This window comes from Jannaschia sp. L-14R (genome assembly GCF_056857695.1).
This window is the reverse complement of the sequence record NZ_JBSXNP010000006.1, coordinates 14,458-28,725: the sequence shown is the minus strand read 5'-3', so window position 1 is coordinate 28,725 and position 14,268 is coordinate 14,458. Positions and strand designations below refer to the sequence as shown.

The 14,268-nt window shown below is 65.4% G+C and carries 9 protein-coding genes; 7 read left to right on the top strand and 2 right to left on the bottom strand.

The genetic code is table 11. From position 1 onward, the window contains the following. Positions 1-26 precede the first annotated feature (26 nt). The 3 genes from dapA (at position 27) to AC13C2_RS00910 (ending at position 2,831) form a co-directional block, all read left to right on the top strand. Complete coding sequence (gene dapA, locus AC13C2_RS00920) at positions 27-899, top strand: 4-hydroxy-tetrahydrodipicolinate synthase (protein ID WP_092758626.1); 873 nt, start codon at positions 27-29, stop codon at positions 897-899. A gap of 203 nt (positions 900-1,102) precedes the next feature. After that, on the top strand, positions 1,103-1,579 hold the full coding sequence (gene smpB, locus AC13C2_RS00915; protein ID WP_092758625.1) for an SsrA-binding protein SmpB: 477 nt from the start codon (positions 1,103-1,105) through the stop codon (positions 1,577-1,579). Positions 1,580-1,688: 109 nt separating this feature from the next. Then, complete coding sequence (locus AC13C2_RS00910; RefSeq protein WP_482885652.1) at positions 1,689-2,831, top strand: MFS transporter; 1,143 nt, start codon at positions 1,689-1,691, stop codon at positions 2,829-2,831. Here the strand turns inward: AC13C2_RS00910 and AC13C2_RS00905 are convergent. Together AC13C2_RS00905 and truA are read right to left on the bottom strand one after the other, a co-directional pair. Beyond that, on the bottom strand, positions 2,794-3,978 hold the full coding sequence (locus AC13C2_RS00905) for an alpha-hydroxy acid oxidase (protein ID WP_482885651.1): 1,185 nt from the start codon (positions 3,976-3,978) through the stop codon (positions 2,794-2,796). The genes AC13C2_RS00910 and AC13C2_RS00905 overlap by 38 nt on opposite strands. Positions 3,979-4,029: 51 nt before the next feature. After that, positions 4,030-4,800, bottom strand: a complete 771-nt coding sequence (gene truA, locus AC13C2_RS00900; RefSeq protein WP_092758616.1) for a tRNA pseudouridine(38-40) synthase TruA — start codon at positions 4,798-4,800, stop codon at positions 4,030-4,032. Between the two features lie 262 nt (positions 4,801-5,062). Here truA and AC13C2_RS00895 point away from each other — a divergent pair, with 262 nt between their 5' ends. From AC13C2_RS00895 to ileS, 4 genes are all read left to right on the top strand, one after another. Continuing rightward, positions 5,063-6,475 (top strand): YcjX family GTP-binding protein, encoded by a 1,413-nt coding sequence (locus AC13C2_RS00895; RefSeq protein WP_482885650.1) that lies wholly within the window; start codon positions 5,063-5,065, stop codon positions 6,473-6,475. 58 nt (positions 6,476-6,533) lie between these two features. Further along, positions 6,534-7,601, top strand: a complete 1,068-nt coding sequence (locus AC13C2_RS00890; RefSeq protein ID WP_482885649.1) for a YcjF family protein — start codon at positions 6,534-6,536, stop codon at positions 7,599-7,601. A 241-nt stretch (positions 7,602-7,842) separates the two neighbouring features. After that, on the top strand, positions 7,843-10,608 hold the full coding sequence (locus AC13C2_RS00885) for a DUF2339 domain-containing protein (RefSeq protein WP_482885648.1): 2,766 nt from the start codon (positions 7,843-7,845) through the stop codon (positions 10,606-10,608). A 467-nt stretch (positions 10,609-11,075) separates the two neighbouring features. After that, on the top strand, positions 11,076-13,991 hold the full coding sequence (gene ileS, locus AC13C2_RS00880; protein WP_482885647.1) for an isoleucine--tRNA ligase: 2,916 nt from the start codon (positions 11,076-11,078) through the stop codon (positions 13,989-13,991). The last annotated feature ends 277 nt before the right edge of the window (positions 13,992-14,268 follow it).

Genomic DNA, 14,268 nt, shown 5'->3' with positions numbered 1-14,268 from the left:
AATACGGACCACAGGAGGATGCGTCGATGTTCAAAGGCTCCATGCCCGCGTTGGTGACGCCTCTCAAGAATGGCGAGGTCGATTTCGACGCGCTGGACGCGCTGGTCGACTGGCAGATCGAAGAAGGCTCCCACGGGTTGGTCCCGGTCGGCACCACCGGCGAAAGCCCGACGTTGACTCACGCCGAACACGAGGCGGTCATCAAGGCCGTCGTCAAACGCGCGGCGGGCCGGGTCAAGGTGATCGCAGGGGCCGGGTCCAACAACACCGCCGAGGCGCTGCGCTTCGTACAGTTCGCCAGGGACGTCGGCGCGGACGGTGCGCTGGTCGTCACACCCTATTACAACAAGCCGACGCAGGCGGGCCTGATCGCGCATTACACTGCGCTGAACGAGGTCGGCATCCCGATCATCATCTACAACATTCCCGGTCGGTCGGTCGTCGACATGACGCCCGCGACAATGGGCGAACTGGCGAAGTTGCCGAATATCGTCGGCGTCAAGGATGCGACGGGCGATCTGGCCCGCGTTTCGGCGCAGCGGATTACCTGTGGCAAGGACTTCATCCAGCTTTCGGGCGAGGATGCGACGGCGCACGGCTTCAACGCGCAGGGCGGGGTGGGATGCATTTCGGTGACCTGCAATGTCGCGCCGCGCTTGCTGTCGCAATTGCACGAGGCGACGTTCGCGGGCGACTATGCCACTGCGCTGGACATTCAGGACCGGCTGATGCCGCTGCATCAGGCCATTTTCGCCGAACCGGGCGTCGTCGGGGCCAAGACTGCATTGGCGATGCTGGGCAAATGTTCGGACGAGGTCCGCCTGCCCATCACGCCTGCCACCGAAGGCACCAGAACCCGAATCGCCGAGGCCATGCGCCACGCCGGTCTGCTGAATTGACCGAGACGATATAGGGCCTGCCCAGGGGCCTTGTGTCGGGCCTGGTCGGCGCGACGTTGGGCGGCTGGGTCGTGGCGGGCGCAGGGTTGCAGGCGCTGGTTTAGCGGCTGGCGCGATGACGCCGGTCGCGGTCGGTTGGAATTTCCTGTCGCGTCGCTTCTCCCCCGTGGACAGGGCGGCTGCACAGGCCTAAGTGGCACAACATGGCCAAGGATGACAAAGACAAGAACTACAAGGTAATCGCCGAGAACCGGCGGGCCCGCTACGATTACGCGATCGAGGACGATATCGAATGCGGCATCATGCTGGAGGGGTCCGAGGTCAAGTCGCTGCGGCAGGGCGGGGCGAACATCGCCGAATCCTATGCCGAGGTGAAAGAGGGCGAGTTATGGTTGGTGAATGGCTATATCGCGCCCTATGCACAGGCCAAGACCTTCGGCCATGAAGAGCGTCGCCGCCGCAAGCTGCTGGTCCGCTCCCGCGAGATGTCGAAGCTTTGGAATGCCACGGCGCGCGAGGGCTACACGCTGGTTCCACTGGTGATGTATTTCAACCATCGGGGCATGGTGAAGCTGAAGATCGGCGTCGGCAAGGGCAAGAAGAACCACGACAAACGCGAAACCGCGGCCAAGCGCGACTGGCAGCGGCAGAAGGCCCGTCTGATGAAAGATCACGGCTAGATCCGGCGGGGGCCAGCCCCGGCCTTCGGCTCCTCCGGGATATTTTCGCCAATACGACCTGGCAGATGACCCGCCGCTTTCAACCGAACGAACGGACCACCTGCCGCCCATGTCGATCCTCTCTGCCCTTCGCCTCAGCCGCGCGCCGGTTGCCGCTTTCATGGCCGTCGGTCTGACCTGGGGCTGCATCGCGGCCATGGCCCCAGTGCTGAAGGCGCGGATCGGCGTGGATGACGCCTCCTTCGGGCTCCTCTTGCTGGGCACGGCCATCGGGTTGTCCACCACGCTCTATGTCGCGCCGCGCTGGGACCGAAGGATGGGACGTTGGGCGCTGCCGGCTGGCACGGTGATATTGGCGGCGGCGTCAATGCTGCCAGCCGTGGCCTATACAGTGCCGTTGTTCTTCGTGATCCTGATGATCCTTGGTGCGACATCGGGCCTGACTGACGTGGTGATGAATGCCCGCGTCTCCGAGATCGAGACGCGAACAAGCCGCAGCCTGATGAACGTGAACCATGCCATGTTTTCTGTGGCCTATGCCGTCTCGGCCCTGCTGACCGGTGCCATGCGCGAGGCGGGCTGGGGACCGGGCGCGATCTTTCCGGCGATAGCGATGCTGGTTCTGGCGACCGCGCCGTTCCAGATGATGCAGGTCGCGGTTCGGGACGTCGGCAACGGTCCCGTCCCGCGCCTTCCATTGGGATTGGTGGCGCTGTGCGGGGCGATCGTGCTGATCGGTTTCATGGCCGAGGCGACGGTCGAAAGCTGGTCGGCCCTGCATATCGAACGCACCCTTCTGGGTGGCGCTGCCGAAGGCGCATTCGGCCCGGCGATGCTGGGCCTGACGATGGCCGTGGGCCGTTTCTCGGGGCAGGCCGTCGCCGCGCGCCTTTCCGAGATCGGCGTTATCCGTATCGCCACAGCGCTGGCTGTTGCCGGGGTATTGATCGCCGCCGCCGCTCCGACGCCGTTCGTTGCCTATATCGGGTTCGGCCTGATGGGGCTTGGTATCTCGGTCATAGGTCCGATGGGTCTGGCCCTGGCGGGCCGATTGTCGCTGCCGTCACAACGGACCGCCGTCATCGCGCGGGTCGCCGTGATCGGCTTCATCGGTTTCTTTATCGCGCCCGCCCTGATGGGGATTGGTGCGCAGACGTTCGGCCTGCGCTGGGCCTTCGCCTGCGTCGCGATTCTTCTGGCGGCGATCTGGCCGCTCAGCCGTCTCGTCCGCGAGGGTCCCATTCGCCGCTGAATCCCCTGGGCACCAACAGGTTGTGCCGCCCGACATTATGAATGTCCTTCTCGCCACACAGCGCCATCGTAACGTCCAACTCGCGACGGATCACTTCCAGTGCACGTGTCACACCCGCCTGACCCATGGCCCCCAGACCATAGATGAAAGCCCGGCCGATATAGGTGCCCTTGGCCCCCATCGCGATCGCCTTCAGCACGTCTTGCCCCGACCGGATGCCGCCGTCCATGTGAACCTCGATCTGGTCGCCAACGGCGTCGACTATTTCAGACAACATGCGGATCGACGACAGCGCGCCATCCAGTTGCCGCCCGCCGTGGTTCGACACGACGATGGCGTCCGCTCCGACAGCCAGCGCCATGCGTGCATCCTCGGCGTCGAGGATACCCTTCAGGATGACCTTGCCGCCCCACTTCTCCTTCAGCCGCCGGACCTTGTCCCAATCCAGCCGGGGATCGAATTGCTCCGCCGTCCAGGACGACAGTGACGACGCGTCCTTGACCCCCTTGGCATGGCCGATGATATTGCCGAAGAACCTGCGCTTGGTTTGCGCCATCCCCAGACCCCACTGCACCTTCGTCATCATGTTGGCGATGGACGTGGGCGTCAGCTTGGGCGGGGCGCTAAGGCCGTTTTTCAGGTCCTTGTGGCGTTGACCCATGATCTGCAGATCAAGCGTTAGGACCAGAGCATCGCACCCGGCGGCCTGCGCGCGTTCGATCAGGCGGTCGATGAAATCCTCGTCCCGCATCACATAGAGCTGAAACCAGAACGGTGCGGTCGTATTCCGGGCCACGTCCTCGATCGAACAGATCGACATCGTGGAAAGGGTGAACGGCACCCCCATCGCTTCGGCGGCCTTCGCGGCAAGGATTTCGCCGTCCGCGTGCTGCATCCCCGTCAGACCGACCGGCGCCAGCGCCACCGGCATCGCGACCTCGCGCCCGATCATCTTGGACCGGACCGACCGGCCCTCCATGTCGACCGCAACACGCTGGCGCAACCGAATAAGGTCGAAGTCGGTTTCGTTCTCGCGATAGGTCTGCTCGGTCCAGCTGCCGGACTGGCAGTAGTCGTAGAACATCCTGGGGACGCGGCGGCGGTAGAGCCTGTGCAGGTCTTCGATGTCGGTAATGACGGGGGGCATGTCGGGGCTCCGAAAATTGGTAAGGCTTTTTAACCAATTCAGGAGGTGGGCTCAATCCGCAAATGGATCGTTCGGATAGCCCACACCCGTGAGAACCAGCCCGTCAGGCGGCGAGACCGGCCCACACGCGGCGCGGTCACGGGCCTCCAATGCTTCGGCCACGCGATCCGGAGACCAGGCGCCTGCGCCGACGCGCTCCAGTGTTCCGGCGATGGAACGAACCTGATTGTGCAGAAAGCTGCGGGCACGCAGGTGAATGCGTATATCCTGGCCACCGGGGTAGGGCGACTCGGTCAAGGTAATCTCGTCGAGGGTTTTGACCGGCGATTTCGCCTGGCAGATCGACGCGCGGAACGTGGTGAAGTCGTGATGTCCGATCAGACGCGTCGCGCCCGCGCGCATGGCGTCGACATCCAACGGGCCGATAACGCGCCAGGCATGGCCTGCGTCCAGCGCCAGGGGCGCGCGGCGGGCGATGATGCGGAAGGTATAGCGCCGTTCGAGCGCCGAAAACCTTGCGTGCCAGTCGTCGTCCACACGGGTGCACGCGGTCACCGCGACGGGAGCGGGCTTCAGGTGCCAGTTCAGCGCCTCGGACAGGCGGAAGGCACCCCAGTCCCTTGATAAATCGGCATGGGCGACCTGTCCCGTGGCATGGACACCGGCATCGGTGCGGCCCGCAGCGGCGATGCTGCCCATGTCAGGCTCCAACGCGCGTAGCGCCTCCTCGACCGTCTGCTGAACCGAGGCGGGGCCGTCCTGACGCTGCCATCCGGCGAAGGGGCGACCGTCGTATTCGATGCGAAAGGCATATCGGGGCATGGGCGCAGATAGGGCGGGGAACGGGGCAAGGGCAAGATGCCGGGTTAACGTTCCGTTTACGCGGATCGGTTCTGATACCTTACCAATCCGGATGATTTGGTCATATCCGCTTCACGTCGGATATGGGGGTGATCCACGTCCGATCCCCATCGGACGTTGTCGGAATGCCATTCGCGGCAAGGCCAACTGGTCAGGTTTTCGACCGCGCCTTTCCCTTGGCCTTCAGCGCCCCTATCTTTGCCGACGACAAAGGGGTGCGCGGATGGTGATCGGACGGCTGGCGGATGCAGTGACGCGCGGGGTGGGGGACGTGGCGTCCTCGGTGACCGACGTATTCGATCCGACTCTGCGGCTGGGCGTCACCGGCCTGAGCCGGGCGGGCAAGACCGTGTTCATCACGTCGCTGGTGGCGAACCTGATCGACCGGGGCCGGATGCCCGGATTTTCGGCCGGTTCCCGGATTGAAACGGCCTTCCTGCAACCGCAGCCCGACGACACCGTGCCGCGCTTCGACTACGAGAGCCATCTGGCCGCGCTGACGTCGCGCACACCGCATTGGCCCGACGGCACCCGCGCCGTGTCGGAACTGCGCCTGTCCTTGAAGGTGCGGCCCGCCGGCATGCTGGCCGGACTGCGCGGAACGCGGACGGTGCATCTGGATATCGTGGATTATCCGGGCGAATGGCTGCTGGACCTTGGGTTGATGGACAAGACGTATGACGCATGGTCCGCCGCTGCGCTGGCGCGGCTGTCATCCTGGAACGCCGGCGATTACGCGGCGGCGATGCAGACCATCGATCCCACCGCCAAACTGATAGAGACGGAGGCGCAGACACTGGCCCGTGCTTATACCGCCGCTTTGCACGCCGCGCGGTTAGCCGGGGCTTACGATCTGACGCCGGGGCGGTTTCTCCTGCCCGGAGAGCTGGAGGGATCGCCCGCGCTGACCTTTGCCCCGCTTCTCCCCGGCGATGCGCCGCGCGGCAGTCTGCGCCGCGAAATGGAGCGGCGGTTCGAGGCCTATAAATCCCAGGTCGTGCGTCCGTTTTTCCGCGATCATTTCGCACGGCTGGATCGGCAGGTCGTTTTGCTTGACGTGCTGGGCGCCTTGCGGCGCGGACCCCGTGCACTGGAGGAAATGCGCGCTGCGATGACCGACATCCTGACGGCGTTCCGGCCCGGCGCGATTGGTTGGCTGCTGTCGCTTCTGGGGGCGCGTCGGGTGGACCGGTTGCTGTTCGCGGCGACCAAGGCCGATCATCTGCACCACACGCAACACGCGCGTTTGACCGCACTGACCGAAGCGATGGTCCGCGACGCCAAGTCCCGCGCCGATTTTGCGGGCGCGCAGACCAAGGCGATTTCGATGGCCGCGCTGCGCGCCACGGTCGAGGAAATGCGCGAACATCAGGGACACGATCTGCCCGTGGTGCGCGGGCGTCTGATGGGGACAGACGGCACACCGGGGCGCGAGGCAGCACTGTATCCGGGCGAGATGCCCGCAGATCCGGCGCATGTTCTGACACCCGCGCGGCAAGGAGCGGAGAGTTGGCTGGACGGCGAATACGACCTGATGGAGTTCGCGCCCGCGCCCCTGACGCTGCGGCCCGGAGAAGGACCGCCGCATATCCGGCTGGACCGGGCGGCGGAGTTCCTGCTGTCCGACCGGTTGTGACGGCCATTGCAAATCAAGTGGGCGATCATAGGTTTCGACCGACAACGAGGGCTGATCCATGAGTGACCGAAACCCGCCGCGCCGCGCCGTTCTGTTCGATATCGAGGATGAAGCGCGGCCCGCCGAGGAAACGCGCGCCGGAGCGGTGCGGCTGGCCACGACCGCCACCGGATTGGACCCCGCCTCGGCCCCGCCGGTGCCCGACGACGACGGTGCGCCGCCCGCCTCGGGACGTGCAATGCAGACGCTGGCGATCCTGGCGACGCGGCGGCAAAGCGGTCTGGCACGATGGTTTTTCGCTACGCTGGGCGCACTGCTGACGTTTGCGATGTCGCTGGCCGCGTGGAATTTCGTGACCGGCCTGATTGCGTCGAACCCGGTTCTGGGCTGGGTCGCGCTGGCGCTGGTCGGGGCCTTCGTTGCGGTCTGCCTTGCCATTGCATTGCGTGAACTGGTGGCCTTGTCGCGGCTGAAGCGCATCGACGGATTTCATCGTGACGCCGCTGCCGTCACCGATCTGACGAGCGCACGCAGACTATCGGAACGGCTGGGCGCGTTTTATGCGGGTCGTCCCGATACGCGCTGGGGCCGCGAGGATCTGGCCGCGCGCACCGGCGATGTCTTCGACGCGGATGCGATGCTTGCCCTGACCGAACGCAGCCTGCTGGGCCCGCTGGACGCCGCCGCCACCCGTGAGGTCGAAGCGGCGGCCCGGCAGGTCGCGATGGTCACGGCGATCGTGCCGCTGGCGCTGGCCGATGTGGTGGCCGCCTTGACGTCGAACCTGCGGATGATCCGCCGCATCGCGCTGATCTATGGCGGACGGGGCGGGACACTGGGGTCCTGGCGTCTGGCCCGCACGGTGCTGACGCATCTTGCGGCGACGGGCGCGGTGGCGGTGGGCGACGACATGATCCAGTCGGTCGCAGGCGGTGGCGTATTGTCCAAGCTGTCGCGCCGCTTCGGCGAAGGCATCGTGAACGGGGCGCTGACGGCGCGCGTCGGTCTGGCCGCGATGGAGGTCTGCCGCCCGCTGCCCTTCGTCCACGAACGTCCGCCCCGGATTACCGATGTGATCGGGCGCGCCCTGACCGGATTGTTCGGGCAGAAGGACGCCACAGGTTGATGTTTGGAGGATGACGTTCCCACGGATCGCTCAGGCGGGTTTCGGGTTCGGTGGGGAAGGTTCTGCCATGCTGTACTGGGGTAGGGGGCGTATGACGAAGCAGCGGATGAACGACCGGACAGCGGCGGGCTGAGGCCTCTGCGCCACTATCGCCTTGTCTGTGACGCGGCTGGCCGGTTTCACTGCCCGCTTGCCCATCGCGTGATCTAGGCTGCCCGTCAAAACCGGGCAGACGGGACACATGATGGAAACCTTGCTTGTTTTTATGGCAATCGCGCTTGTTGTCGGGGTGCCGCTTGCCATTATCGCCCTGACGGTCCGGGTATTCGGCCTGGGGCGTCGTCTGCACGCGGCCGAGCAGGAGATTGCACAGATGCGCGGCGGTGTATCCCGCGCACCCGACGACGTGCCGGCCCCCTTTGCGTCACAGCCTGCGACAGAAACCAAACCGGTCGAAAAGGCAGCGCCATGGGGACCTGCGGCGGGGCAAACGGACGATCCGTTGCCTGTCATCCCGTTGCCCGACACCGGTCCGAACGACACAGACGCACCGGTCTTCATAAGTCAGACCTCGCCTGCCAATCCGCCGCGTCCCATCCGATCCGGTCCGAATCTGGTTGACCGGGCCATCGGTTGGCTGTCGGTGAACTGGTTCTATGCCGTCGCCGCCGCGTCGCTGGCGCTGGCCGGGATATTTCTGGTGCAATACGGCGCGGAACAGGGGCTTTTGCCGCCCCCTGTGCGGGTTATCGCGGCGCTGATCTTCGGTGCGGGGTTGATTGCGGGCGGCGAACTGATCCGGCGACGTTTTGGCGACGGAGAGGATGTGGCGACTGCTTATCTGCCGTCCGTCCTGTCCGGCGCGGGCGTCGTGACGCTGTTCGGTGCGGTGCTGGGCGCGCGCCATCTGTATGATCTGATCGGACAGGGCGCGGCGTTGGGCGCGATGTCGGTGATCGCGCTGGGAGCCATCGTGCTGGGCTGGTTCCACGGCCCGCTTCTGGTGGCGGTCGGCCTGATCGGCGGGGCAGTGACGCCCTTCGTCGTGGGCGGCGGTCGTGGGGCCGACCTGCGCCCCTTGCACGGCTATTTCCTGATCCTGACGGTGATGGGCCTGTCCATAGACGCGGTACGGCGCTGGCGCGGGCGATGGGTCAGCGGGCTGGCACTTGCCATCGGGCTCGGCGCCTCGACTCTGCTGGCCCTGGGCAACCCGGATACTGTGACCGTGCACCTGATGGCCGTCACCGGGATGGCGCTGGCGGCGATGGCACTTCCGATTGCGCGTCTGCAACCGGATCACGCCGGACCGATGGTGTTGACGGCGGCCTGCAAGGGATATCGCGTGCCTTTGGAGAACCTGCTGGCCTTCGCCGCAGTCAGCATTGCCGCAGCACTTGCCGTACTGGGCGCGGCGGAGGCGCTTTGGCCCGCCATCGCCGTGCAGGTCCTGCTGTTCGTCGCGGTCGCACTTTGGGCGCAGAAGGCCGAGGGACTGCAGGACGCCGCGCTTGCCCCGGCGCTGGGCATGCTGGCGATCATCGCGGAATGGCCCGCGCCGGACGGGGCCGCCGCGATCACCCTGGCCTTGCTGGCGGGGGGTGCATTGTCGTTTGCGGCATTGCTCCGCAGCTTTCGGGACACGGTCACGCACCGGCTGGGCTGGGCCTTGGCAACGGTGCTGATTGCGCCTGCCACGGGGTTGGCCCTGCATCTGGCATGGGCCGCCCCCAGCATGATGGGGGCCTATGTCTGGGTGTTGCACGCGCTGGCTGTGGCGGCAGGGCTGACTTTGGCGGCGGGGTTCTGGGCGTCGATGGACGGAGAAGACCGCCTGCGCCCGTCGTTGGCCGCGCTGGTCGCGGTAACGTTGATCGCCTATGCGCTGGGGCAGGTCGCGGGCGAGGCTGCGCTGACCGCTTCGGTTGCGTTGATCGCTGCGGGGGCCGCTTGGCTGGACCGGCGGTTCAACCTGCCGCTGCTGTCGTGGTTCGTGGTTCTGGCCGCGCCGTTCACGTTCTGGCGCCTGATGGGAGTGCCGGGATTGGAGTGGCATCTGGAGACACCGATCCTGCCTGCGCTTCTGTCGATGGTCGGATCTGCGGCCGGGTTCGGTCTTGCCGCATTGTGGCTTCGGCAGGCGGACCCCGCGAAGGATCGCCCCGAACCCCTTGCGGTGGCGGAATCGGCTGCACTGGCGGCGATCGGATATACCGCGTCGATCCTGTTGTGGCGGGCGCTGGCGCAGTGGGGGGCGGACCCGTGGCATCTGCGGGCCGGGCTGACGGCGCTGATCTGGCTGATCCTGGCCTGGGCGCAGTTCGAGGTCTGGGCGCGGGGCGGTCGGATGCCGTGGCTGCGTCTTGGTCTGACGGCGGCGTTCGGCGGCATTGCCGGGCTGGCGCTTGTTGCGGGGCTGACCTTCGGCAACCCGTTGTTCACCTTCCCCGGGGTGAACAGCATCGCCGGTTGGCCGGTCCTCAACACCTTGATTCCCGGCTATCTGCTGCCTGCGCTTCTGCTTCTGGCGGTATGGTGGCGAATGGCGCATCTGCGATTGTCGCGGGCATGGACCCTGATGGCCGCTGCGACCGGATGCGTGCTGGCAGGGGTCTGGGCCGTGCTGACGATCCGGCATTTCTGGCAGGGAGCCGACCGGATGAGCATCTGGAAAGGTGCAATGCAGCCGGAGACCACGACCTACACGATTGCGCTCCTGATTCTTGGTGCGTCCCTGTTCTATCAGGGCGTGGCCAGACGATCCGATCTGTGGCGGCGCGCGGGGACGGCGGTATTGGCGGTGACGATGCTCAAGGTTTTCCTGATCGACGTCTGGTCCCTTGACGGGTTGTTGCGGGTCGGCGCGCTGATTGCACTGGCAACAGCGATGGGCGGGCTGGCATGGCTGTATCGCTGGGCAGGGGGCACGACATCAGCACCGGCGAGCCCGGTGCAAGGGTTGCCTTCCGACGCACCTCGGGGTGGCGGGCAGGGTCCGCCCCCTTAATGCAATCGGATCAGTGTTTGCGAACGGGCGATTTACGCGGACGGGGCAGGCACAGCGGCACCAGAACCAGAGCGGCGGTGCCGAGAAAGGCGATCAGCAGGGACAGGGACATGGCATTTCCTCCGCCTGTCACCCTGCATCGAAATGATGAACTTTGCGTTAAGGCATGATTCCCCGCGCGACCGTGTCATCGTCCGGTGTGAAACGACCGCTCCGGGTCTGTTCCGCGCCAGTCTGGCGGCAGCGTCCGGTCCAGGGCGTCCGGTGCCTGCGAATCCGGTCTTTGACGACACCCGGCCCGCTTGCCGTTCCCCCGCGCCGATGCCTATAACGCGCGCGATGACGGAACGAGTTCTGAAACCAGCGCGAATTAGTCCCCCGGCGCCCTGACGACAGGGGCGGCCGGGCCAAGGTGCTGACCGATCCGCACCGACCTTGATGCAATTCCGATCCGAAGGACGCCCCCGATGAGCGCCGAAGCCCCCGACTACAAATCCACGCTGAATCTGCCGGTCACCGATTTTCCGATGCGGGCGGGCCTGCCCAAGCGCGAGCCGGAGTGGCTGGCCCGTTGGGCCGAGATCGGCGTCTATGACCGCCTGCGTGAAAAACAGGGCCGCGATGCCTATATCCTGCACGACGGACCGCCCTATGCGAACGGGCACCTGCACATCGGGCACGCGCTGAACAAGACGCTGAAGGACATGGTCGTCCGGTCGCATCAGATGATGGGTTTCGACGCGCGATACGTGCCCGGTTGGGATTGTCACGGGCTGCCGATCGAATGGAAGGTCGAGGAGGCCTATCGCAAGAAGGGTCGCGACAAGGATGCCGTCGATCTGGTGGAGTTCCGTCAGGAATGTCGCGAGTTCGCCGCCGGTTGGGTCGACATCCAGCGCGAGGAGTTCAAGCGGCTGGGCATCACCGGCAACTGGGCCGATCCGTATCTGACGATGGATTTCCACGCCGAGGCGGTGATCGCGGCGGAGTTCCAGAAGTTCCTGATGAACGGCCTGGTCTATCAGGGGTCGAAGCCGGTGATGTGGTCGCCGGTGGAGAAGACCGCGCTGGCCGAGGCCGAGGTCGAGTATCACGACCGGCAGGTGGATGCGGTCTGGGTGAAGTTTCCGGTGGTCCGATCCGGCGCATCGCGGGAAGGTTCCGATGCCGAGAACGTGTCGGACCTGATGGCAACCGAAGTGGTCATCTGGACCACCACGCCCTGGACCCTGCCGCAGAACCGCGCGATCAGCTTCGGTCCCGGCATCTCCTACGGTCTCTATGAGGTGACCGGCACGCCGGACGAAAGCTGGGCGAATGTCGGCGACCGCTATCTGCTGGCCGACGCGCTGGCCGGGGCCACGCTGACATCTGCGCGGCTGGAAGATGGCATGTGGACGCGGGTGCGCGACGTGCCAACCGATGAACTTGCCGCGCTGATCTGCGCCCACCCCCTGCGCGGGGCAGAGGGGGCGGACGGCGAATGGGACTACGACGTGCCCCTGTTCCCCGGCGATCACGTCACCGACGACGCGGGCACGGGCTTTGTCCACACGGCGCCCAGCCACGGCGATGACGACTATCAGATCGGCCTGAAGCACGGGCTGAAGATGACCTTCAATATCGAGGCTGACGGCAGCTACCGCGCCGATCTGCCGTTGTTCGGCGGCGAGGCGATCCTGAAGCCGAACGGCAAGCCTGGCGGCGCGAACAAGGCCGTCATCGACAAGTTGGTCGAGGTCGGCGCGTTGCTGGCCCGCGCCCGGATCACGATTTCCGACGCGCATTCGTGGCGGTCGAAGGCGCCGGTGATCCGCCTGAACCGACCGCAGTGGTTCGCCGCCATCGACAAGCCGGTCGGCGACGGGCAGGACACCTATGGCGAGACGGTGCGCAGCCGTGCCTTGACGTCGATCGACGAACTTGTCGAATGGACGCCGAAGAACGGTCGCAACCGCCTGTTTTCGATGATCGAGAACCGGCCCGACTGGGTCTTGTCGCGGCAGCGCGCCTGGGGTGTGCCGCTGACCTGTTTCACGCGCGTCGGGGCCAAGGCGGACGACCCCGACTTCCTGCTTCGCGACGAGACCGTCAATCAGCGGATCATCCAGGCCTTCGAGGAAGAGGGCGCGGATGCCTGGTACAAACCCGGCGCGAAAGAGCGTTTCCTGGGCAGCGATTACAATCCGGACGAATGGCAGAAGGTCAACGACATTCTGGACGTCTGGTTCGACTCCGGCTCGACCCACGCCTTCGTTCTGCGCGACCGGCCCGACGGTACGGCAGACGGTATCGCCGACGTCTATCTGGAAGGTACGGATCAGCATCGCGGATGGTTCCATTCCTCGATGTTGCAGGCGTGCGGCACGATGGGGCGCGCACCTTATCGGTCTGTCGTCACGCACGGCTTCACGCTGGACGCCAAGGGCGTGAAGATGTCCAAGTCCATCGGCAATACCATCGCGCCACAGGATATCGTCGAACAATACGGCGCGGATATCCTGCGGCTTTGGGTGGCGCAGGTGGATTACACCGCCGACCACCGGATCGGGCCGGAAATCCTCAAGGGCGTGGCGGATGGATATCGTCGCCTGCGCAACACGCTGCGCTTCCTGCTGGGGTCGCTGACCGACGATGCGCCCGCCGATCCGCTGGAAATGCCGGAACTGGAGCGCTGGGTCCTGCATCGCCTTTCGGAACTTGATGATCAGGTCCGGGCCGCCTATTCCGCGCATGATTTCGCGGCTGTCATCCAGATCATCTTCCAGTTTGCAACAGTCGATCTGTCGGCATTCTATTTCGATATCCGCAAGGATGCGCTCTATTGCGACGGCGATACACTGCGCCGTCGGTCGGCGCGCACGGTCCTGGCGCTGCTGCACGAGCGTTTGACGACATGGCTTGCCCCGATCCTGCCGTTCACGATGGAGGAAGTCTGGCTGGAGGTGCATCCGGGCGACGGCTCTTCGGTCCATCTGCAGGATTTTCCGGCGCCGCGTCCGGGTTGGCGCGATGAGGCGCTGGCTGCCAAATGGGCGCGCATCCGTGCCGTTCGCCGGGTCGTAAATGGTGCGCTGGAAGAAGCGCGGCGTGACAAGATCATCGGTGCGTCGCTCGAAGCGGCGCCGATCGTGCATGTCGATGCGGAAACGGCGGCTTTGCTGTCGGATGTGGCCTTCGACGACATCTGCATCACCAGCGGCATCGTCGTCACGTCCGAACCCGCGCAGGACGATGCGTTTACGCTGGATGATACGCCCGGTGTCGCCGTCGGCTTCGCACAGGCCGAGGGGGGCAAATGTCAGCGGTGCTGGAAGATCCTGCCAGATGTTGGGCATCACGGGCATGACGGCGTTTGCGCCCGTTGCGACAGCGCGTTGTAAGACATATCCCGGTGGACCTGCTTGCGGGGCCACCGGGATAGTCATCCACCTGATAATCAAGCGCAGAGTTTAAACGGCAATATCCGGCAAAAGTCTGGCCTCTCAACCGCGCCCGAATTGCACGTTCCGTTGCTCCACGGCGTCGGTCGGGCCGAAGGTCTGGAATGTTGCGATACCGATCAGCACGGCAAGGCCGGACATAGTCACAAACATCGCAAGGGTCCGCATGGCTCAATCCTCATTGCAGGCCTGACTGTTCTGAGCCGGGCCTCGGTTT

Bases quoted from the DNA above. Each gene is read 5' to 3' on its own strand.
- truA (WP_092758616.1), bottom strand. From the start codon at position 4,800: ATGCCCCGATATGCCTTTCGCATCGAATACGACGGTCGCCCCTTCGCC.
- dapA (WP_092758626.1), top strand. From the start codon at position 27: ATGTTCAAAGGCTCCATGCCCGCGTTGGTGACGCCTCTCAAGAATGGC.
- AC13C2_RS00910 (WP_482885652.1), top strand. From the start codon at position 1,689: ATGTCGATCCTCTCTGCCCTTCGCCTCAGCCGCGCGCCGGTTGCCGCT.
- AC13C2_RS00890 (WP_482885649.1), top strand. From the start codon at position 6,534: ATGAGTGACCGAAACCCGCCGCGCCGCGCCGTTCTGTTCGATATCGAG.
- smpB (WP_092758625.1), top strand. From the start codon at position 1,103: ATGGCCAAGGATGACAAAGACAAGAACTACAAGGTAATCGCCGAGAAC.
- AC13C2_RS00905 (WP_482885651.1), bottom strand. From the start codon at position 3,978: ATGCCCCCCGTCATTACCGACATCGAAGACCTGCACAGGCTCTACCGC.
- AC13C2_RS00885 (WP_482885648.1), top strand. From the start codon at position 7,843: ATGATGGAAACCTTGCTTGTTTTTATGGCAATCGCGCTTGTTGTCGGG.
- ileS (WP_482885647.1), top strand. From the start codon at position 11,076: ATGAGCGCCGAAGCCCCCGACTACAAATCCACGCTGAATCTGCCGGTC.
- AC13C2_RS00895 (WP_482885650.1), top strand. From the start codon at position 5,063: ATGGTGATCGGACGGCTGGCGGATGCAGTGACGCGCGGGGTGGGGGAC.